This window comes from Rahnella selenatireducens (genome assembly GCF_046449555.1).
Taxonomy (GTDB): domain Bacteria; phylum Pseudomonadota; class Gammaproteobacteria; order Enterobacterales; family Enterobacteriaceae; genus Rahnella; species Rahnella selenatireducens.
In genome coordinates, this window is sequence record NZ_JBKEZJ010000010.1 from 165,113 (window position 1) to 185,041 (window position 19,929).

Annotated in this window: 20 protein-coding genes; 12 read left to right on the plus strand and 8 right to left on the minus strand. The window is 51.0% G+C overall.

Annotated features, from left to right (window positions below):
• Nucleotides 1–10: 10 nt before the first annotated feature.
• The 8 genes from lpxB to ACLBVC_RS17315 all read left to right on the plus strand — a co-directional run bounded on the left by lpxB (nucleotide 11) and on the right by ACLBVC_RS17315 (nucleotide 10,825).
• Nucleotides 11–1,159, plus strand: coding sequence for a lipid-A-disaccharide synthase (lpxB, locus tag ACLBVC_RS17280; RefSeq protein WP_410150649.1), 1,149 nt, complete (start codon nucleotides 11–13; stop codon nucleotides 1,157–1,159).
• A complete protein-coding gene (rnhB, locus tag ACLBVC_RS17285) occupies nucleotides 1,156–1,752 on the plus strand; it encodes a ribonuclease HII (protein WP_195825534.1) in 597 nt (198 codons plus the stop codon). The genes lpxB and rnhB overlap by 4 nt, the downstream gene beginning before the upstream one ends.
• An 87-nt stretch (nucleotides 1,753–1,839) precedes the next feature.
• Nucleotides 1,840–5,322, plus strand: a complete 3,483-nt coding sequence (dnaE, locus tag ACLBVC_RS17290; RefSeq protein WP_410150650.1) for a DNA polymerase III subunit alpha — start codon at nucleotides 1,840–1,842, stop codon at nucleotides 5,320–5,322.
• Nucleotides 5,323–5,334: 12 nt separating this feature from the next.
• The gene (gene accA / locus ACLBVC_RS17295; RefSeq protein WP_013574209.1) at nucleotides 5,335–6,294 is read left to right on the plus strand and encodes an acetyl-CoA carboxylase carboxyl transferase subunit alpha; all 960 of its coding nucleotides are present in this window, start codon (nucleotides 5,335–5,337) and stop codon (nucleotides 6,292–6,294) included.
• 189 nt (nucleotides 6,295–6,483) lie between these two features.
• Nucleotides 6,484–8,631 (plus strand): lysine decarboxylase LdcC, encoded by a 2,148-nt coding sequence (locus ACLBVC_RS17300; RefSeq protein WP_410150651.1) that lies wholly within the window; start codon nucleotides 6,484–6,486, stop codon nucleotides 8,629–8,631.
• An 86-nt stretch (nucleotides 8,632–8,717) separates the two neighbouring features.
• The gene (locus tag ACLBVC_RS17305) at nucleotides 8,718–9,110 is read left to right on the plus strand and encodes a VOC family protein (protein ID WP_410150652.1); all 393 of its coding nucleotides are present in this window, start codon (nucleotides 8,718–8,720) and stop codon (nucleotides 9,108–9,110) included.
• Nucleotides 9,111–9,114: 4 nt separating this feature from the next.
• Nucleotides 9,115–10,461: a tRNA lysidine(34) synthetase TilS gene (tilS, locus tag ACLBVC_RS17310; protein ID WP_410150653.1), complete on the plus strand. Its 1,347-nt coding sequence runs from the start codon at nucleotides 9,115–9,117 to the stop codon at nucleotides 10,459–10,461.
• A 31-nt stretch (nucleotides 10,462–10,492) separates the two neighbouring features.
• Nucleotides 10,493–10,825 carry a c-type cytochrome gene (locus ACLBVC_RS17315; RefSeq protein ID WP_410150654.1) on the plus strand — a complete coding sequence of 111 codons (333 nt, stop codon included), beginning with the start codon at nucleotides 10,493–10,495 and terminating at the stop codon, nucleotides 10,823–10,825.
• Nucleotides 10,826–10,900: 75 nt separating this feature from the next.
• Here ACLBVC_RS17315 and rof read toward each other — a convergent pair whose 3' ends face one another.
• Nucleotides 10,901–11,161 carry a Rho-binding antiterminator gene (gene rof, locus ACLBVC_RS17320; RefSeq protein WP_101079200.1) on the minus strand — a complete coding sequence of 87 codons (261 nt, stop codon included), beginning with the start codon at nucleotides 11,159–11,161 and terminating at the stop codon, nucleotides 10,901–10,903.
• On the minus strand, nucleotides 11,148–11,348 hold the full coding sequence (locus ACLBVC_RS17325) for a YaeP family protein (RefSeq protein ID WP_015696108.1): 201 nt from the start codon (nucleotides 11,346–11,348) through the stop codon (nucleotides 11,148–11,150). Before ACLBVC_RS17325 ends, rof begins: the two co-directional genes overlap by 14 nt.
• A 215-nt stretch (nucleotides 11,349–11,563) precedes the next feature.
• Between ACLBVC_RS17325 and ACLBVC_RS17330 the strand changes: the two genes are divergently transcribed.
• Genes ACLBVC_RS17330 through nlpE form a run of 3 tightly spaced genes read left to right on the plus strand, consistent with a single transcriptional unit; the run spans nucleotide 11,564 to nucleotide 13,282 of the window.
• Nucleotides 11,564–12,124, plus strand: a complete 561-nt coding sequence (locus ACLBVC_RS17330) for a YaeQ family protein (protein ID WP_410150655.1) — start codon at nucleotides 11,564–11,566, stop codon at nucleotides 12,122–12,124.
• 5 nt (nucleotides 12,125–12,129) lie between these two features.
• Complete coding sequence (gene arfB, locus ACLBVC_RS17335; RefSeq protein ID WP_165061789.1) at nucleotides 12,130–12,546, plus strand: alternative ribosome rescue aminoacyl-tRNA hydrolase ArfB; 417 nt, start codon at nucleotides 12,130–12,132, stop codon at nucleotides 12,544–12,546.
• Nucleotides 12,547–12,604: 58 nt separating this feature from the next.
• Nucleotides 12,605–13,282: an envelope stress response activation lipoprotein NlpE gene (gene nlpE, locus ACLBVC_RS17340; RefSeq protein ID WP_410150656.1), complete on the plus strand. Its 678-nt coding sequence runs from the start codon at nucleotides 12,605–12,607 to the stop codon at nucleotides 13,280–13,282.
• Nucleotides 13,283–13,366: 84 nt separating this feature from the next.
• Here the strand turns inward: nlpE and proS are convergent, their stop codons facing one another.
• The 6 genes from proS to metN all read right to left on the minus strand — a co-directional run bounded on the left by proS (nucleotide 13,367) and on the right by metN (nucleotide 19,042).
• Complete coding sequence (proS, locus tag ACLBVC_RS17345) at nucleotides 13,367–15,085, minus strand: proline--tRNA ligase (protein WP_410150657.1); 1,719 nt, start codon at nucleotides 15,083–15,085, stop codon at nucleotides 13,367–13,369.
• Between the two features lie 118 nt (nucleotides 15,086–15,203).
• Nucleotides 15,204–15,911: a tRNA (N6-threonylcarbamoyladenosine(37)-N6)-methyltransferase TrmO gene (gene tsaA / locus ACLBVC_RS17350; RefSeq protein WP_410150658.1), complete on the minus strand. Its 708-nt coding sequence runs from the start codon at nucleotides 15,909–15,911 to the stop codon at nucleotides 15,204–15,206.
• On the minus strand, nucleotides 15,908–16,315 hold the full coding sequence (rcsF, locus tag ACLBVC_RS17355; RefSeq protein ID WP_195815775.1) for an Rcs stress response system protein RcsF: 408 nt from the start codon (nucleotides 16,313–16,315) through the stop codon (nucleotides 15,908–15,910). Before rcsF ends, tsaA begins: the two co-directional genes overlap by 4 nt.
• Nucleotides 16,316–16,485: 170 nt before the next feature.
• Nucleotides 16,486–17,301: a MetQ/NlpA family lipoprotein gene (locus ACLBVC_RS17360; protein WP_410150659.1), complete on the minus strand. Its 816-nt coding sequence runs from the start codon at nucleotides 17,299–17,301 to the stop codon at nucleotides 16,486–16,488.
• Between the two features lie 63 nt (nucleotides 17,302–17,364).
• On the minus strand, nucleotides 17,365–18,018 hold the full coding sequence (locus ACLBVC_RS17365) for a methionine ABC transporter permease MetI (RefSeq protein ID WP_104924647.1): 654 nt from the start codon (nucleotides 18,016–18,018) through the stop codon (nucleotides 17,365–17,367).
• Nucleotides 18,011–19,042 (minus strand): methionine ABC transporter ATP-binding protein MetN, encoded by a 1,032-nt coding sequence (metN, locus tag ACLBVC_RS17370; protein WP_195815777.1) that lies wholly within the window; start codon nucleotides 19,040–19,042, stop codon nucleotides 18,011–18,013. The genes ACLBVC_RS17365 and metN overlap by 8 nt, the downstream gene beginning before the upstream one ends.
• A 180-nt stretch (nucleotides 19,043–19,222) precedes the next feature.
• Between metN and gmhB the strand changes: the two genes are divergently transcribed.
• A complete protein-coding gene (gene gmhB / locus ACLBVC_RS17375) occupies nucleotides 19,223–19,783 on the plus strand; it encodes a D-glycero-beta-D-manno-heptose 1,7-bisphosphate 7-phosphatase (RefSeq protein WP_410150660.1) in 561 nt (186 codons plus the stop codon).
• Nucleotides 19,784–19,929 lie beyond the last annotated feature (146 nt).

A 19,929-nucleotide genomic window follows, 5' to 3' on the forward strand; every position in this document is an offset into this window, starting at 1 on the left:
ACGGAAAACAATGCAAAAGCCTGTTCTGACAATTGGCCTGGTGGCTGGTGAAACGTCCGGTGACATTCTTGGCGCCGGGCTGATTCGAGCCCTGAAAAAACATCATCCTGATGCCCGTTTTGTTGGGGTCGCAGGTCCGCTGATGCAGGCGGAAGGATGTGAAGCCTGGTACGAAATGGAAGAGCTGGCAGTGATGGGCGTGGTGGAAGTTTTAGAACGGCTGCCACGCCTGTTGAAAATCCGCAAAGACCTCACCCGACGTTTCAGTGAACTTCAGCCTGATGTTTTCGTGGGAATTGATGCCCCGGACTTCAATATCACGTTGGAAGGCCGCCTGAAACAGCGTGGTATCCGCACGATTCATTATGTCAGCCCTTCCGTCTGGGCCTGGCGACAAAAACGTGTTTTCAAAATCGGGAAAGCAACTGACTTAGTGCTGGCGTTCCTGCCTTTCGAAAAAGCGTTTTACGACAAATTTAACGTTCCCTGCCGCTTCATCGGTCACACGATGGCGGATGCCATGCCTTTGCATCCGGACAAGCAGGCGGCTCGTGCAGCGCTTGGGATCCCTGATGATGTCCATTGCCTGGCATTATTGCCGGGAAGCCGCCATGCGGAAGTCGAAATGCTCAGCGCGGATTTCCTGAAGACAGCGTTACAGCTGCGACGGACTTATCCTGATTTGCACATCGTGGTACCGCTGGTTAACGCCAGGCGTCGCGAGCAATTCGAGCGTATCAAGGCTGAGATTGCGCCTGACCTGCCTGCGCATTTGCTCGATGGCAAAGGGCGTGAAGCGATGATTGCCAGCGATGCTGCACTTCTTGCGTCTGGCACCGCTGCGCTCGAGTGTATGCTGGCTAAATGCCCGATGGTCGTGGGCTATCGCATGAGGCCTTTTACGTTCTGGCTGGCGGAGCGTCTGGTGAAAACCCCTTATGTCTCCCTGCCAAACTTGCTGGCAAGACGGGAAATTGTCACCGAATTGCTGCAAACAGAATGCGTACCGGAAAAGCTTTCCGCCGCACTTTTGCCGTTACTGGCGGGTGGTGAAAAAAGCGAGGAATTGCGTACAATTTTCCTGGAATTGCATGAAAGCATTCGCCGTGATGCTGATGAGCAGGCCGCTCAGGCCGTAATGGAGCTGGCAAACCGATGAGTGAATTATTTGTTTATCCGCAGGCCGTGTGTATTGCCGGTGTGGATGAAGTTGGCCGCGGTCCGTTGGTCGGCGCAGTAGTGACGGCTGCGGTGATCCTCGATCCTGCCAACCCGATTATGGGGCTGGCGGATTCAAAGAAGCTCACCGAAAAACGTCGCGAAGCGCTATACATCGAAATCAAAGAAAAGGCGCTGGCCTGGAGTCTCGGACGGGCAGAGCCGCATGAAATTGATGAACTGAACATCCTGCATGCCACGATGCTGGCCATGCAAAGAGCCGTAGCCGGTCTGTCACTGACGCCGGATATGGTGCTGATTGATGGCAACCGTTGCCCGAAACTGCCGATGGCCTCACAGGCTGTGGTGAAAGGTGACAGTAAAGTCGCTGAAATCAGTGCGGCATCCATTCTTGCCAAAGTGACCCGCGATCGCGAAATGGTTGAACTGGATTTGCAGTTCCCTGAATATGGTTTTGCGAAACACAAAGGCTATCCGACGCCGGTGCATCTTGAAAGCCTCGCCCGGCTTGGTGCGACAGCACATCACCGCCGCAGTTTTGCGCCGGTAAAACGCGCACTCGGGCTGGCCTAGCGTATCACTTTGTTTCTGCCCCTGACTTTTATTTATAAAATGGCGGGGCACATAAACTCTTAATTCACATATTTCTGGACTCTGGATATGGCCGAACCTCGTTTTATTCATCTGCGCGTACATAGCGACTATTCCATGGTGGATGGCCTCGCGAAAGTGGGTCCGCTGGTGAAATGCGCAGCGTCACTCGGCATGCCTGCTCTGGCTATCACCGACTTCACCAACCTGTGCGGGCTGGTGAAATTTTACGGTGCGGCGCACGGCGCGGGCGTTAAGCCGATTATCGGTGCAGACCTGAATGTTCAAAGTGAAATCCTCGGCGATGAACTCGCGCAGCTGACTGTACTGGCGATGAACAATCAGGGTTATCAGAACCTGACCCTGCTCATTTCCCGTGCTTATCAGCGCGGCTATGGCGCGGCGGGCCCGATTGTTGACCGCGAGTGGCTGGCAGAGCTGAATGAAGGGCTGATCCTGCTTTCTGGCGCAAAAATGGGCGATGTCGGCAAGTTCATGATCCGCGGAAATGACCCGCAGGTTGAGCAATGCCTGGAGTTTTATCAGCAATATTTTCCCGATCGTTATTATCTCGAACTGATCCGCACTGGCCGCGCAGAGGAAGAAAACTATCTGCATGCCGCCGTGGCGCTGGCGACGGAGCGCGGTTTGCCCGTTGTGGCCACCAACGACGTGCGTTTTATGGTTCCGACGGACTTTGATGCCCATGAGATCCGAGTAGCAATTCATGATGGCTTTACGCTTGATGACCCGAAACGCCCGCGAAACTACACCGCACAGCAGTACATGCGCAGTGAAGATGAAATGTGCGAGCTTTTCGAAGATATCCCGGAAGCGCTGCAAAACAGCGTGGAAATCGCCAAGCGCTGTAATGTCACGATTCGTCTGGGCGAGTATTTCCTGCCGCAATTCCCGACGGGCGAAATGACTACGGCTGATTTTCTGGTCGAAAAATCAAAAATCGGACTGGAAGAACGCCTGGAGTTTTTATTCCCGGATCCTGAAGTCCGCGCGCAACGTCGCCCTGAATATGACGAGCGTCTGGATATCGAACTCAAAGTTATCAACCAGATGGGCTTCCCGGGCTACTTCCTGATCGTTATGGAGTTCATCCAGTGGTCGAAAGATAACAGCGTGCCGGTCGGGCCTGGACGAGGTTCCGGTGCAGGTTCACTGGTTGCCTATGCGCTGAAAATCACGGATCTGGATCCCCTTGAATTCGATCTTCTGTTCGAACGTTTCCTTAACCCTGAACGTGTTTCCATGCCCGACTTTGACGTCGACTTTTGCATGGAAAAACGCGACAGGGTTATCGATCACGTCGCGGAAATGTACGGTCGTGAAGCGGTTTCGCAGATCATTACTTTTGGTACGATGGCGGCGAAAGCGGTTATCCGTGACGTGGGTCGCGTGCTGGGTCATCCCTACGGTTTCGTCGATCGCATTTCGAAATTAGTTCCGCCGGATCCGGGTATGACGCTGGAAAAAGCGTTTGCCGCTGAACCTCAGTTGCCTGAGATTTATGAGGCGGATGAAGAAGTTAAGTCGCTTATCGACATGGCGCGTCAGCTGGAAGGCGTTACACGAAATGCCGGTAAGCACGCCGGTGGTGTGGTTATCGCGCCGACGAAAATTACCGACTTTGCGCCGCTCTATTGCGACGCCGAAGGTAATCATCCGGTTACACAGTTCGATAAAAACGACGTGGAATATGCCGGGCTGGTGAAGTTCGACTTTCTGGGCCTGCGTACGCTGACAATCATCGACTGGGCGCTGGAAATGATCAACGCGCGCCGTGCCAAAGCGGGGGAAGCACCGCTGGATATCGCTGCGATCCCGCTTGATGACAAGAAAAGTTTCGACATGCTGCAACGCTCGGAAACCACAGCGGTTTTCCAGCTTGAATCCCGCGGCATGAAAGATTTGATCAAACGCCTCAAACCCGACAGCTTTGAAGATATGATCGCACTGGTGGCGCTGTTCCGCCCGGGGCCGTTACAGTCGGGGATGGTAGATAACTTCATCGACCGTAAACACGGGCGTGAAGAGATTTCTTACCCAGACATCCAGTGGCAGCATGAGTCCCTGAAACCGGTACTGGAGCCGACCTACGGCATCATTTTGTACCAGGAACAGGTTATGCAGATTGCTCAGGTCCTGGCGGGTTATTCGCTGGGCGGCGCAGATATGTTACGTCGCGCAATGGGTAAGAAAAACCCGGTCGAAATGGCTAAACAGCGCGGCGGCTTCGAAGATGGCGCCAAATCACGCGGCGTTGACGGCGAACTGGCGATTAAAATCTTTGACCTGGTAGAGAAATTTGCAGGTTACGGTTTTAACAAATCTCACTCAGCTGCCTACGCTTTAGTGTCGTACCAGACGTTGTGGCTGAAAGCACACTATCCGGCCGAATTCATGGCGGCGGTAATGACCGCGGATATGGATAACACCGAGAAAGTTGTCGGGCTTGTGGATGAATGCTGGCGTATGGGCCTGAAAATCCTGCCGCCGGACATCAACAGCGGTCTGTATCACTTCCACGTCAACGACGAAGGTGAAATCGTTTACGGTATCGGCGCGATAAAAGGCGTGGGTGAAGGCCCGATTGAAGCGATTATTGAAGCACGTAATGAAGGCGGCTATTTCAAAGAGTTGTTTGATTTGTGCGCGCGTGCCGACGTCAAAAAGCTGAACAAACGCATTCTAGAAAAACTGATTATGTCAGGCGCTTTTGACCGGCTTGGGCCGCATCGCGCCGCTCTGATGAGTTCTCTCAGTGACGCGCTGAAAGCGGCCGATCAGCACGCGAAAGCGGAGGCCATTGGTCAGGTAGATATGTTTGGTGTTCTGGCCGAAGCGCCTGAACAGGTTGAGAAATCTTACTCAAACGTGATGCCGTGGCCGGAACAAACGGTGCTCGACGGTGAGCGGGAAACGCTCGGCTTGTATCTGACCGGGCATCCGATTACTCAGTATCTGAAAGAGATTGAACGTTATGGCGGCGGCCAGCGTTTGAAAGATATGCACCCGACGGAACGGGGCAAAATGACCGTCGCAGTGGGGCTGGTTCTCGCTGCTCGCGTCATGGTCACCAAACGCGGTAACCGCATTGGGATCTGTACGCTTGACGATCGTTCCGGTCGTCTCGAAGTGATGTTGTTCACCGAAGCGTTGGAAAAATTCCAGCATTTATTGGAAAAAGACCGTATCCTTATCGCCACAGGACAGGTCAGCTTTGATGACTTCAGTGGCGGGCTTAAAATGATGGCCCGCGATGTAATGGACATCAGTGAAGCACGGGAAAAATATGCTCGCGGTCTTGCTATCTCGCTGACTGACAGGCAAATTGATGACCAGCTTTTGAACCGTCTCCGCCAATCGTTGGAACCTCACCGATCGGGGACGATACCAGTGCATCTGTATTACCAACGAGAAAATGCAAGAGCCCGGCTGCGATTCGGGGCGTCATGGCGTGTAACGCCAACGGACAAACTGTTGCTGGATTTGCGAGGCCTGGTCGGTAGTGAGCAGGTGGAACTGGAATTTGACTAAAATAGGAATGCTATGAGTCTGAATTTTCTTGATTTTGAACAGCCGATTGCGGAACTGGAAGCGAAAATTGACTCGCTGACTGCAGTCAGCCGTCAAGACGAAAAATTAGATATTAATCTGGACGAAGAAGTTGCACGCTTGCGCGAGAAAAGCGTTGAACTGACCCGTAAGATTTTCTCTGATCTGGGCGCCTGGCAGATTGCCCAACTGGCGCGCCATCCTCGTCGCCCTTATACCCTGGATTACATCAAACATATCTTCACCGATTTTGATGAACTGGCGGGTGACCGTGCATTCGCAGACGATAAAGCTATCGTTGGCGGTATTGCTCGTCTGGGCGAACGTGCTGTGATGATCATTGGTCATCAGAAAGGCCGTGAAACCAAAGAGAAAATTCGTCGTAACTTCGGTATGCCTGCACCTGAAGGGTATCGCAAAGCGTTACGCCTGATGGAAATGGCCGAACGTTTCAAACTGCCAATCATCACCTTCATCGACACCCCGGGTGCATACCCTGGTGTGGGTGCGGAAGAACGTGGCCAGTCTGAAGCGATCGCCCGCAACCTGCGCGAAATGTCGCGCCTGAACGTCCCGGTTATCTGCACCGTTATTGGTGAAGGTGGTTCCGGTGGTGCTCTGGCAATCGGCGTGGGTGACAAAGTTAACATGCTGCAATACAGCACCTACTCGGTAATTTCACCGGAAGGTTGTGCGTCGATTCTGTGGAAAAGCGCAGATAAAGCGCCTCTGGCTGCCGAAGCGATGGGGATTATTGCCCCGCGTCTGAAAGAGCTGAAACTGATCGACTCCGTGATCCCGGAACCTCTGGGTGGTGCGCATCGTAACGTTGAGGCAATGGCCGCTTCTCTGCGTGCACAACTGGAAGCTGACCTGAGCGATCTGGATGTTCTGAGCACTGAAGAACTACGCAACCGTCGTTATCAGCGTCTGATGACTTACGGTTACTGCTGATATCAGCAATGTATTGCGAAAGGCTATGCTCCGGCATAGCCTTTTTTATTGTCCGTTTTTCCCTCTCAGATTTTCCTGCATTCTTAAATTCCCTCTTTTTGGTCGAAACCCGGTGTTAAAGGGTACACAGCGTCCGTTAACCGTGTTTCTATAAATACCTGAGAGATATACAACAGAAGGATTTGTCAGATGAATATTATCGCTATCATGCGCCCGGAAGGGGCCTACTATAAAGATGAGCCAATCCGTGAACTGGATAGTGCGCTGACGCTTCTCGGATTCCAGATTATTTACCCGCGCGATCGTGCTGACTTACTGAAACTCATCGAAAATAATGCCCGTATCTGCGGGGCGATCTTCGACTGGGACCAGCACAGTGAAGAACTGTGCACGGAAATCAATGAACTGAATGAATACCTGCCGCTTTACGCGTTCATCAATACGCACTCTACGCTGGACGTTGATGTTAATGAGATGCGTATGGTCTTGTATTTCTTCGAGTATGCTCTGGCTGCTGCCGATGATATTGCCAGGCGTATCCGTCAGTACACCGATGAATATATCGATACCATCACGCCGCCGCTGACCAAAGCGTTATTTACCTATGTGGAAGAAGGGAAATATACCTTTTGTACGCCCGGACACATGGCCGGTACGGCCTTTCTGAAAAGCCCGGTTGGGACGCTTTTTTATGACTTTTTCGGGGCTAAGACCCTGAAAGCGGATGTGTCGATTTCGGTGACGGAACTCGGTTCCCTGCTCGACCATACCGGCCCGCATTTAGAGGCAGAGGAATACATCGCGCGAACGTTCGGGGCGGAGCAAAGCTATATCGTTACCAATGGCACATCCACGGCAAACAAAATTGTCGGGATGTACGCCGCGCCTGCGGGCAGCACTGTGCTGATAGATAGAAACTGCCACAAATCTCTGGCACATCTGATGATGATGACCAACATCGTGCCGGTGTATTTGCGTCCGAACCGCAATGCCTACGGTATTCTCGGCGGGATCCCGCAACGGGAATTCACACGTGAAAGCATTGAAGAGAAGATCGCGCAGACCGAAAATGCCACCTGGCCCGTGCATGCGGTGATCACCAATTCCACCTACGATGGCCTGCTTTACAACACGGACTACATCAAAAGTACGCTAGATGTACCGTCGATTCACTTTGATTCCGCATGGGTGCCTTACACCAATTTCCATCCGATTTATGATGGAAAAAGTGGAATGAGCGGCGAGCGGGTTCCCGGCAAAGTGATTTATGAAACGCAGTCGACGCATAAATTGCTGGCGGCTTTCTCACAGGCTTCCATGATTCACATTAAAGGCGACTATAACGAAAGCACCTTTAATGAAGCCTACATGATGCACACCACTACATCGCCGAACTACGGCATTGTGGCGTCGGCAGAAACTGCGGCGGCTATGTTGCGCGGAAATCCCGGACGGCGGCTCATCAACCGTTCTGTGGAACGTGCGCTGCATTTCCGTAAAGAGATACAACGGCTGCGTGAGGAAACTGATGGCTGGTTCTTCGATATCTGGCAACCTGAGCATATTGATGAAGCAGAGTGCTGGCCGCTGAATCCTGATCAGAACTGGCATGGTTTTGCTGATGCGGATACCGATCATATGTATCTGGATCCGATCAAAGTGACGATCCTGACGCCGGGTATGAATGAAATGGGCAAACTCGAAGAAGAGGGGATCCCGGCAGCGCTGGTGGCGAAATTCCTTGATGAGCGCGGCGTGGTAGTGGAAAAAACGGGCCCGTATAATCTGCTTTTCCTGTTCAGCATTGGCATTGATAAAACCAAATCCATGAGCCTGATGCGCGGGCTGACCGATTTTAAACGCAGCTATGATCTTAATCTTCGGGTCAAAAATATGCTTCCGGACCTTTTTGCCGAAGATCCGGATTTCTACCGTAATATGCGCATTCAGGATCTGGCTCAGGGGATCCACAAGCTGATTGTCCGCCATGATCTTCCGCGTCTGATGATTGAGGCTTTTGATGTGTTGCCGGAAATGAAAATGACGCCGTACGAAATGTTCCAGCATCAGGTGCGCGGGCATATCGATGAGTGCGACATTGACGAACTTATTGGCAAAGTGTCCGCTAATATGATTCTGCCGTATCCACCGGGTGTTCCCGTGGTGATGCCTGGTGAGATGATTACGCAAGAGAGCCGCGCCGTTCTCGATTTTCTGATCATGCTGTGTTCTATCGGTGAACGTTATCCGGGATTTGAAACGGATATTCATGGAACCCGTCTCACAGAAGACGGTCGCTATCTGGTAAAAGTTTTAAAACAGCCGGAAGCGGGTTAACAAACCGCCCTCTTTGTGAGGGCTTTTTATTGACGTCTGCAAACACCCTGAGTAACGTGCACAGCAGGAATTAACAGGAAATCATCATGCTTAATCTTCGCCAGATTCATCACATCGCGGTCATTGGTTCTGATTATCAGGCCAGTAAACATTTCTATTGCGATATTCTTGGGTTTACCTTACTTGGCGAGTTTTACCGCGAAGAACGTGATTCCTGGAAAGCCGATCTGGCACTCAACGGCCAGTATACGATTGAGTTATTCAGCTTCCCGAATCCGCCTGCCCGTCCAAGCCGGCCTGAATCCTGCGGTTTGCGCCACCTGGCGTTCAGCGTTGAAGATATCGGGCAGTCCGTCAGTGTGCTGAACGCAGCCGGTGTCATTTGCGAACCGGTGAGAACAGACCCTTATACCGGCAAACAGTTTACTTTTTTCACAGATCCCGACGGCCTGCCGTTAGAGCTTTACGAATCCCGGTAATCTCATGAATCCTCATCCGTCAGCACTGTTTCTGACTGAACATCTGCGCAGCAAAATTGGGTCTGCGCGAAAACTTTGCGTGGCATTTAGCGGTGGTCTGGATTCAACCGTTTTGCTGGCTGGTCTTGCACAGTTGCGGGACGACCAGATCCCGGACATACAGTTGCGGGCGCTGCATGTGCATCACGGACTCAGTCAGTTTGCGGATGAGTGGGCAGCGCATTGCCATGATTTCTGCCAGCAGCGGAATATCGTGCTGGCCGCCATCAGGGTCCAGGTCAATGCCCGGGATGGCGGGATTGAAGCGGCAGCAAGAGCTGCGCGTTATCAGGCATTTTCAACACAGCTGGAAGAAGGCGAAGTCTTACTGACAGCGCAACATCTTAACGATCAGTGTGAAACGTTTTTGCTGGCGCTCAAACGCGGTAGTGGCCCTGCGGGTTTGTCGGCGATGAGCGCGGACAGCATAGGTCTTGGTTATCGGCTGATGCGGCCGTTGCTCGATCTCAGCCGTGATCAGCTTGAGGAATACGCAGATCAACACCAGCTGACGTGGATCGAGGATGACAGCAATCGTGATGCCCGTTTCGATCGTAATTTTTTGCGACTCGATATTCTCCCTTCGCTCTATGCGCGCTGGCCACACTTTGCGCAATCCACCGCCCGCAGTGCTTCGTTGTGCGCGGAACAGGAATCCCTGCTTGATGAATTACTCAGTGAGTCCCTGACTGCGTTAACAGATGAACAGGGGAGTTTATCTGTTGGGGGCATGGAGAGTTTCTCCGCGGCAAGACGTTCTGCGCTGCTGCGCCGCTGGCTGGCTGGCCATGAAGCAAAAATGCCATCCCGCGAACAGCTCCAGAGAATTTGGGATGAAGTGGCGTTGAGCCGTGAAGATGCAAAGGCGCAGCTTCAGCTTGGGAGTTTTGTTGTGCGACGTTTTCGCCAGCGTCTGTATCTGTTGCCCCAATATTCATCCCTCAAAGATCAGATCATCAGCTGGGATCCTGCTGACAAACTTCTGTTGCCTGACGCTCTGGGTTTTTTATCAGTTTCTGCAATTCGTGATGCGGGTGATGAAAACTGTGTCATCCGTCAACCGCGCCCGGGGGAAACGATCACCGTTCGCTTCCATGCTTCCGGGATGATTGAAAAGGTTGGGCGCGATCGTGCCCGTCAGGCGAAAAAGTTGTGGTCTGAGTTAGGTGTGCCGCCGTGGCAACGGGATCGCATTCCGCTGGTTTATTACAATGAACAGCTTATTGCTGCACCTGGCTGGTTTATCACCCGTCAGGCACGGGCTGAAAATAATGAAGGGCAATGGCGGCTGTTATGGTCCGTTGCTCAATAAAATAGAAAGCAGTTAATTTTTGGGAGTTGAAATGCTGAGAGTTTTGTTGCGGGTAATGGCAGGGTTATTGCCGCTGATATTGCTGAGTTCACCGGTTCTGGCTCAGGGAAACAGTGCTGATGGTCAGTCTAAATCGGCAAGCTGTGCAGCATGCCACGGCGCAAAGGGAAAAGCGGTTAATGCTATTTATCCTAATCTGGCCGGGCAAAATGAGGACTATCTTGCACTGGCGCTGCGTGCTTATCAGAAAGGAGAACGCAGCGGCGGGCAGGCGGGTGTCATGCAGGCATTTACATCATCACTGTCTGAGCAGGATATCAGTGATCTGGCAGCCTACTATGCCAGTCTGACGCCACTTAAATAGTAACTGGGGCGGTTGCAGAAATGCAAACGGGCAACCCTGAGATTGCCCGTTAGTCATAGTGACGGAGGTTTTCGCTTATTCTGCGCTCACGACCACCGTGCCAATTTCCGGATGACTAAAGCTTTCAATATGGTCAAGCCGCAGATCGCGTTGTTCTCCGCTGGCCTCGACCACCAGATACTCCACTTTCTTACGCATTAACAAATCTTTGGCTTTTGCCTCAACGACTTCTCCGCTACGCAGCTTCAGCGTCAAAACCAGGTGATGCTGGCAGGCGAGCTCGAGATTATCGTAGTCATCACAATTGATGGGTTGGTACTCATCATTCATCGACATAATCGCTCACCAATAAGTTAGCGGCGGCGTAGGCCGCCTGGTCCCTAACGGAAGACGGAAGCTCAGCATTCGCTGCCACTTCGTCCAATGCTTTCAATACACAACCCAACGCATCGGGCACATATCCGAGATCGCCACTGGCGATTTCAGAATATTTACGGCGTACCAACTCACAGTATTGTTGCATAAGTTCTCCCTAAAAAGCGTATCCCTCTGAGGAAAGCGCAGAAAGATAAACTCTCAGTATTTAACGACTATAGCACAGGAGAGTGTGAGTTATTAGCAGGCCTGTAAAGGTAAATCGTTTGCGTACAGCCTTTATTCAGGAGGTCCATCGGGGGAAAACTGGTTTAGGCAGGACGCTTTCAAGTACACTGTGCGTCTGATATCAAGAGGTTTCCCATGGCGCTAAAAGCAACAATTTATAAAGCAGCAATCAATATTGCTGATATGGATCGTAATTTCTTTCATGACGCCAACCTGACTTTGGCTCAGCATCCCTCAGAAACAGAACAACGAATGATGCTGCGTCTGCTGGCATGGATTTACCATGCAGATGAACGCCTGACTTTTACCCGCGGATTAAGTGCGGATGATGAACCTGAAATCTGGCGTAAAAACGATCATAACGGCATCGAATTATGGGTTGAATTAGGGTTGCCTGATGAGAAGCGTCTGAAAAAGGCCTGTAACCAATCGCGCGAAGTCGTGCTTTACGCTTATGGTGAGAGAGCGGCAAAAGTCTGGTGGTCACAGATCGAAGGAAAAGTAAGAGGTTTTAACAACCTTCGCATTCGATATTTAGAAGATGAGCTTCTGAATCAGCTGACCGCTTTTGGCAGCCGCACCATGGATTTACAGGCAACTTTACAGGACGGAACTATTTGGCTTTCCGATGCTCAGAGTAATTTGGAAATTCATTTTTCTGAATGGAAAGAGTTTGCCGGAAATGACGGAAGGTAATCAGTGTGCTAATCCTTTCCGGAAAATTGGAAATCCCTGACAGCGAAATTGAATTAACGGCGATCCGCGCGCAGGGAAATGGTGGTCAGAACGTCAATAAAACATCAACGGCAATCCATTTACGCTTTGATATTAAAGCGTCAAGTTTGCCAGAATATTACAAAGAGCGGTTACTGGCATTCAATCACCATTCTATTACTGCCGACGGCTGGGTGATCATTAAAGCCCAGGAATACCGGAGTCAGGAGCAGAACCGCGAAGCCGCTGTAGCCCGGCTGAGTACATTGATTTCGCAGGCGATGGTGGTGGAAAAACCTCGCCGGGCGACGAAGCCGACCAAAGGGTCCAAAATTCGTCGCGTAGAAAGTAAAGTGCGCAAAGGTGCTACAAAAGCATTACGAGGCAAAATTCGTCAGCCTTAAATCGTGTTGCAGGACAATCTTTATCGCAGCACAAGGAAAAAGCAGTAGGGGAGAAACTGTGAAAAAAATCATTATCACGGCAGTGCTGGCGCTCGGGGCGCTGTCACTGTTTGGCTGCCACACCGCTGCCTTCAATCATGAAAAACCGCTTCAGGCGATGCAGCAAAGTTACAGTGGCGTTTTGCCTTGCGCAGATTGCAGCGGCTTAAAAACCTCATTATTCCTACAACAGGACGGTACTTACATCTTGCAGGAAGTGTATAAGGGCAGCAAAGAGGGCGATCAGAGCTTTGCCAGTTACGGCCGCTGGGCGCGTACGGCAGATAAACTGGTGCTGACTGACAGCCGTGGCGAGAAGCGCTATTTCCATCCAAAAGATGAAAATCTCGAAATGCTTGATCACAGCGGTGAGCCGATCGTTTCTTCGTTCAACTACACGCTGAAGCCTGTACAGCAGAGCCTGCCGAAAACGCCAATGGCGCTGACTGGCATGATGCAATACAGCGCCGATGCGGCCTCTTTCAAAGATTGTGCAACGGGTAATATCTTCCCAATGTCCGCCAATAAAACGCTGGAAGCCGGCTATCTTGCTGCCCGTAAAGCGCCGAACCAGCTGGTCTTTATCTCGATGGACGGTCATTTTATGACAGAACCGTCAATGGAAGAGGGGCAGATGCAACGGGCGGTTGTTGCGGATAAGAATATCAGCTTTGATGCCGATAAAGTTTGCCCTTAGGTCTTAAGCTTTTAACGCATTACACAAACAAAAATGCCCGCGCGATGCGGGCATTTTTATGGGCGAACGTTTGTTGCTAAAATATTAACGCGGGATCTGGCTCAGCAGATATTCAACAATATCGCCTTGCTTGATCATTTGTTTTTCACCGCTGCGGCGGTTTTTATATTCCAGCTCTTCAGCATCCAGATTACGATCACCAATCACAACGTGGTGTGGAACACCGATCAGTTCCATGTCTGCAAACATGACACCCGGACGCTCTTTACGATCGTCGAGGATCACATCGATACCGTGTGAACGCAGTTCTTTGTACAACGCTTCCGCCGCATCTTTCACGCGGAAAGATTTGTGCATGTTCATTGGCAGAATCGCAACCTGGAACGGGGCAATAGCGTCCGGCCAGATAATTCCACGGTCATCGTGGTTCTGTTCGATAGCCGCCGCGACCACGCGGGTTACCCCAATGCCGTAGCAACCCATGGTCATGACCTGATTACGGCCATCTTCGCCCTGAACTGTCGCATTCATTGCTTCTGAGTATTTAGTACCCAGCTGGAAGATGTGCCCAACCTCGATACCGCGTTTGATGACCAGAGAACCCTGACCGTCCGGGCTTGGATCGCCGGCAACTACGTTACGGATATCTGCTACTTCTGGCAGCGCAACATCGCGATCCCAGTTAATGCCAAAGTAATGCTTACCGTCGATGTTTGCGCCAGCGCTGAAATCGCTCATCGCGGCAACGGTGCGGTCAGCAACAACTGGCATTGGCAGATTAACCGGGCCGAGTGAACCTGGGCCTGCTGCAACGATTTCACGGATTTCAGCTTCAGTTGCGAAAGTCAGCGGAGCAGAAACTTGCGGCAGTTTTTCAGCTTTGATTTCGTTCAGTTCATGATCACCACGAACCAGCAGGGCAACCAGTTTATGACCACTTTCAGCAGTCGCGTGTACCATCAGAGTTTTCACGGTTTTCTCAACCGGAACCTGGAACTGTTCTGTCAGTTCAGCGATAGTTTTCGCATCTGGTGTTTCCACCACACGCATTTCCTGCGTAGCGGCGGCGCGCGGTGCCGTCGGAGCTAGCGCTTCTGCAAATTCGATGTTGGCAGCGAAATCTGAAGAGTCAGAGAACACCACGTCATCTTCGCCGCTTTGTGCGAGTACCTGGAATTCATGGGACGCGCTGCCACCAATAGAACCGGTATCTGCCAACACAGCACGGAAATCCAGGCCCATGCGGTTGAATATTTGGCTGTAAGCCGCATACATCGCGTCGTAAGTTTCCTGAAGGGATTCCTGCGTCGTGTGGAACGAATAGGCATCTTTCATCAGGAATTCGCGAGAACGCATTACACCAAAACGCGGGCGAACTTCATCACGGAATTTGGTCTGGATCTGGAAGAAATTCAGCGGCAGTTGCTTGTAAGAGCTGACTTCGTTGCGGATCAGATCCGTAATGACTTCTTCGTGGGTTGGACCCAGAACGAATGGACGATCGCCACGGTCAACGAAACGCAGCAGTTCCGGGCCGTATTGTTCCCAACGTCCGCTCTCCTGCCACAAATCAGCGGGCTGAACTACCGGCATAGACACTTCAATGGCGTTCGCGTTGTTCATTTCTTCGCGTACGATGTTTTCAACTTTTTTGAGAACACGTAAGCCGGTCGGCAGCCAGGTGTACAGGCCGGAGGCCAGTTTGCGGATCATACCAGCGCGAAGCATCAGCTGGTGGCTGATGACTTCTGCGTCAGCTGGCGTCTCTTTCAGTGTAGAGAGCAGATATTGAGTAGTACGCATGATGTGTTGGTTCCGTTAGCACTGCAAATTGCAATCGGGCTGCCAGTGGCAGCCAAAACGTGAAAAGTGGCTTAGTTTACCAGCGAGTTGGTGTTGCCAAAAGAGACGCAGAGGAAATTTAGTCTTCGTCGAGGGACAATACCTGATTCAGGGAACCCACAACCCGCCAGCGGACATTAAATTCCAGCAGGCGAACGGCGTAATCCCGCTCAACAGATTCACCTTTGCGGTAAGCAGGACGCGGATCCTGCCCTAATATCTGTGTAATTAAGCGGCGCAGATGCGGATATTTTACTGCATTTTTTGCCAGTTGAGATTCTGCCTGAGGGAGAAATTCCACGGGCATATCAGCTTGCGGCGCATGTTGGGCAAAACCAGCACGGGCTTCAGGATGACTTTCTGCAAACGGCAGATAAGGTTTGATATCAACAACGGGAGTGCCATCGACGAGGTCGAGACTGCCGAGTTGCAGAATCACACTCTGCCCCTGACAGCGAATGCCTTTCAGTTCAACCAGCGACATGCCCAGAGGATTTGGGCGAAAGGTTGAACGTGTGGCAAACACGCCGGTACGGATATTGCCACCAAGGCGCGGCGGACGCACCGTCGGGCGCCATCCCCCGTCCATCGTCTGATGAAAGATGAACATCACCCATAAATGACTGAAATCTTCCAGCCCACGTACGGCCTCGGGCTGGTTATAAGGCGCATGAAGATGTAATTCGCCGCCGCCATCCTGAATTAACCCCGGCTGGCGCGGAACAGCAAACTTCTCTTTGTAGGGAGAATGAATGATCCCTATTTGCTCAAAAGAAAATGAGGTCATTTAAAGGTGACATTCAAAGCCGAACCCTGACAAATTGCCTGCTGGTAGCAGCCGGGAACGCCGCCGACGATCTCGCACTGATGCAACAGCACCGCATTTGCTTTCATATAAGAGGCGCGGGTGAGCATTCTTTTACGCGCGGCCGCGAGGCTTGGCGGCGTATCGTTTTGATCGCTCTGGCAAGATTCACCAGAAACTTCACCCAGGTCGCGGAAAGGTGTTCCGACCAGAGCTTCAGCATCTTTATACAGTTTGACGGGGGCAGGGCGAACCGGAGCCGGTTTTGGTTTGACAGGTTTTGGCTCTTCTTTAACAACAGGTGCAGTGGTTGTTGGCTGTGTGTGTTGAGTCAGGGAACAACCCGCCAGCAAAAGTGCCGACAAACAGAGAGGTAAAGCACGCATGGTATGTCCTCTGCTTTTTTAATATGTTTAAAGGAAAGAATGTGGCGTTATTGAACCAAGGTATTGAGGAAATAACAAGGCGGGCATAAGCCCGCCTTGAATTTATTTGTGAAAGGAATAATTGCGAGAGTAATTATCAGGATAAATACTGAGTTCCTGACATTCGCGAATTACCAACCTTTCACTGCGCCGCCGTTGAAGATTTTGTTCGCAGCAGCGTTAACTTCGTCAGACTGGTAAGCCTGAACGAATTTCTTCACGTTTTCTGCGTCCTTGTTGTCTTCACGCGCAACGATCAGGTTAACGTATGGAGATTCTTTATCTTCAACGAAGATGCCGTCTTTTTCTGGTGTCAGGTTGATCTGGCTGGCGTAAGTAGTGTTGATTACAGCCAGTGCGATTTTCGCATCATCCAGTGAACGTGGCAGTTGTGGCGCTTCCAGCTCAACCAGTTTCAGGTTTTTAGGGTTCTCAGTGACATCCAGAACTGTAGGCAACAGGCCAACACCGTCTTTCAGTTTGATCAAACCTTGTTTTTGCAGCAGCAGTAATGAGCGGCCCAGGTTAGTCGGGTCGTTTGGCAATGCAATCTGATCGCCATCTTTCAGCTCATCGATAGATTTGATTTTTTTAGAGTAACCGGCGATTGGGTAGACGAAAGTGTTGCCGACCGGAACCAGTTTATACCCACGATCTTTAATCTGCTGGTCAAGGTATGGTTTATGCTGGAAGGCGTTAACATCGATATCGCCTTTGCTCAGCGCTTCGTTTGGCAACACGTAGTCGTTGAAAGTCACCAGCTCTACGTCAAGACCGTATTTTTCTTTAGCGACTTTCTGTGCAACTTCAGCAACCTGCTGTTCAGAACCGACAATTACACCCACTTTAATATGGTTAGGATCCTGTTCTTTCGGCCCGCAACCAACTAAAGCCAGCGTTCCCAGAAGCGCGCCGACAACTGCAATGGATTTAAATTTATTAGACATGTCCTTTCCTCAATAAGCGGATAAAAATTATTCGCAGGGTTAGCTATTACAGCTGTTGTTTCATTATTTATGCGTGACTGCTTTTACGATGCGGTCGCCGCAAAACTGAATTAAATACACCAAAACGACTAACAGGACTAATACCGTATTCATTACAGTTGCGTCATAACCAATGTAACCGTACTGATAACCGATTTGCCCTAATCCACCAGCACCGACAGCACCGCCCATAGCGGAATAGCCCACCAGAGTGATCAGCGTGATAGTGGCTGCGTTGACCAGACCCGGCAAGGCCTCCGGCAACAAGATTTTACGGATAATTTGCATCGGTGTGGCGCCCATGGCGCGCGAGGCTTCAACCAGACCGCTTGGGATTTCCAGCAACGCATTCTCAACCATACGCGCGATAAATGGCGCCGCGCCGACGGTTAGGGGGACAATTGCCGCCTGTAAACCGATAGAAGTCCCGACGATCAGACGTGTGAACGGGATCATCCACACCAGCAGGATAATAAAAGGTATAGAGCGGAAAATGTTAACCAGCGCAGACATCACGCGATAGACGTTTTTGTTCTCTGCAATCTGGCCCGGACGGGTAACGTAAAGCAGCACGCCAAAAGGCAGACCCAGAACGAAACCGAAGAAGCCAGAGGTCAGTGTCATGATGACAGTTTCCCAAATCCCCCGACCCATTAACCACATCATTGGCTCAGACATAACCGAGTACCTCTACTTTTACCTGATTTTCATGCAGAAACTGAATGGCTGCCTGAGTGCTTTCTTCTGCACCGTGCATTTCTGTCAGCATGATCCCGAACTTCACGCCGCCGGCATAATCCATCTGAGCACTGATAATATTGTTGTTTACGTCGAAACGGCGCACGGCCTCTGAAAGCAGCGGCGCATCAACGGACTGACCGGTGAATTCCAGACGTAATAAAGGCACCCGACCGGCTTCAGGTTCAGGAACCAGACGTACGGCGTAATCTTCCGGGACATCCAGGTGCAGCGTAGACTGAATAAACTGCTGCGCGAGCGGGGTTTTAGGGTGTGAGAACATCTCACTCACTTTATCCTGCTCGATTAATTTGCCATCGCTGATCACCGCAACCTGATCGCAAATGCGCTTAACGACATCCATCTCGTGGGTAATCAACAAAATAGTTAATCCAAGGCGACGGTTGATATCTTTCAGCAATTCAAGAATTGCGCGTGTTGTCGCCGGGTCAAGAGCACTGGTCGCTTCATCGCATAACAAGACTTTGGGATTACTGGCCAGAGCGCGTGCAATCGCCACACGCTGTTTTTGACCGCCGGAAAGATTGGCCGGATAAGCATCATGTTTATCTTCCAGGCCTACAAGACTCAGCAGCTCTGAAACACGTTTTTTGATTTCAGCAGAAGAGAGGTTATCCAGCTCCAGCGGCAGTGCCACATTGCCAAAGACTGTACGTGACGACAGCAAATTAAAGTGCTGAAAAATCATACCAATCTGGCGACGTGCGCGGGTCAGCGCTTTCTCGGAGAAGGACATCAGATCCTGACCATCAACCAGTACCTGGCCTTTGGTCGGACGTTCCAGCAAATTGACGCAGCGGATTAATGTACTTTTCCCCGCACCAGATGAGCCGATTACGCCATAAATTTGCCCGGCAGGGACGTGAAGACTCACGTCAGAGAGCGCGACTATCTGGCGCGAACCCTGCTGGAAAACCTTGGTGATGTTTGAAAGTTTAATCATATTATTTTTTATTCTGTCTTTTTGCCGTGACGTGGTGAAATTAACTCTGCGGGAGCACTTTCCCGAAGCATGTCGTGGATGCTAAGGCGTCTAGACGTCTAAGTCAACCAGGTTAGCGTTCTCACGAGCACTGAAAACATGCGATACTGACGCCGTTAACCCGCCATCAGGAGCAAATTCGTGGCACAACCAGTTTCAGCAATCTTTCTTGACCGTGATGGCACTTTGAATGTCGATCACGGCTATGTACATGAAATCGATGATTTCCAGTTTATCGATGGTGTTATTGATGCATGCCTTAAACTCAAAGAGATGGGCTTCTTATTGGTACTAGTCACCAATCAGTCCGGTATCGCGCGCGGCAAGTTTACCGAAGATCAGTTTATGACGCTGACGGAGTGGATGGACTGGTCGCTTGCCGACAGAGGCGTCGATCTCGATGGCATCTACTTCTGCCCGCATCATCCCGAAGGTACCGTTAAAGAGTTTACTCAGGTTTGCGATTGTCGTAAGCCTCTGCCAGGTATGTTTATGACGGCTAAAGACGAGCTCAATATTGATATGGCTTCTTCTTATATGGTGGGTGATAAGCTGGAAGATATGCAGGCAGCTGCTGCTGCAGGCGTGGGGACCAAGATTTTAGTTCGCACAGGCAAGCCGGTAACTCCTGAAAGTGAAACTGCAGCAGATGCCGTGTTGGAAAGCCTGGCTGCTTTGCCTTCCTTTATAGCAAAAGGGTAGAAATAAGGTTCTTTGGATAAAAAAACGGCAAACGAAATAAAACTGTATTTATTCGCTTGCCATTAAAATCCAACTCCCTATAATGCCGCTCCATCGACAGGGAACAACGTGAACAACATCACGGAGTGACCGGGTCGGAAAGATTA

Bases quoted from the DNA above. Each gene is read 5' to 3' on its own strand.
- tsaA (WP_410150658.1), bottom strand. From the start codon at position 15,911: ATGACCTCATTTTCTTTTGAGCAAATAGGGATCATTCATTCTCCCTAC.
- rnhB (WP_195825534.1), top strand. From the start codon at position 1,156: ATGAGTGAATTATTTGTTTATCCGCAGGCCGTGTGTATTGCCGGTGTG.
- proS (WP_410150657.1), bottom strand. From the start codon at position 15,085: ATGCGTACTACTCAATATCTGCTCTCTACACTGAAAGAGACGCCAGCT.
- ACLBVC_RS17305 (WP_410150652.1), top strand. From the start codon at position 8,718: ATGCTTAATCTTCGCCAGATTCATCACATCGCGGTCATTGGTTCTGAT.
- ACLBVC_RS17315 (WP_410150654.1), top strand. From the start codon at position 10,493: ATGCTGAGAGTTTTGTTGCGGGTAATGGCAGGGTTATTGCCGCTGATA.
- ACLBVC_RS17330 (WP_410150655.1), top strand. From the start codon at position 11,564: ATGGCGCTAAAAGCAACAATTTATAAAGCAGCAATCAATATTGCTGAT.
- ACLBVC_RS17365 (WP_104924647.1), bottom strand. From the start codon at position 18,018: ATGTCTGAGCCAATGATGTGGTTAATGGGTCGGGGGATTTGGGAAACT.
- rof (WP_101079200.1), bottom strand. From the start codon at position 11,161: ATGTCGATGAATGATGAGTACCAACCCATCAATTGTGATGACTACGAT.
- lpxB (WP_410150649.1), top strand. From the start codon at position 11: ATGCAAAAGCCTGTTCTGACAATTGGCCTGGTGGCTGGTGAAACGTCC.
- accA (WP_013574209.1), top strand. From the start codon at position 5,335: ATGAGTCTGAATTTTCTTGATTTTGAACAGCCGATTGCGGAACTGGAA.
- ACLBVC_RS17325 (WP_015696108.1), bottom strand. From the start codon at position 11,348: ATGCAACAATACTGTGAGTTGGTACGCCGTAAATATTCTGAAATCGCC.
- dnaE (WP_410150650.1), top strand. From the start codon at position 1,840: ATGGCCGAACCTCGTTTTATTCATCTGCGCGTACATAGCGACTATTCC.
- metN (WP_195815777.1), bottom strand. From the start codon at position 19,042: ATGATTAAACTTTCAAACATCACCAAGGTTTTCCAGCAGGGTTCGCGC.
- rcsF (WP_195815775.1), bottom strand. From the start codon at position 16,315: ATGCGTGCTTTACCTCTCTGTTTGTCGGCACTTTTGCTGGCGGGTTGT.
- ACLBVC_RS17300 (WP_410150651.1), top strand. From the start codon at position 6,484: ATGAATATTATCGCTATCATGCGCCCGGAAGGGGCCTACTATAAAGAT.
- tilS (WP_410150653.1), top strand. From the start codon at position 9,115: ATGAATCCTCATCCGTCAGCACTGTTTCTGACTGAACATCTGCGCAGC.
- ACLBVC_RS17360 (WP_410150659.1), bottom strand. From the start codon at position 17,301: ATGTCTAATAAATTTAAATCCATTGCAGTTGTCGGCGCGCTTCTGGGA.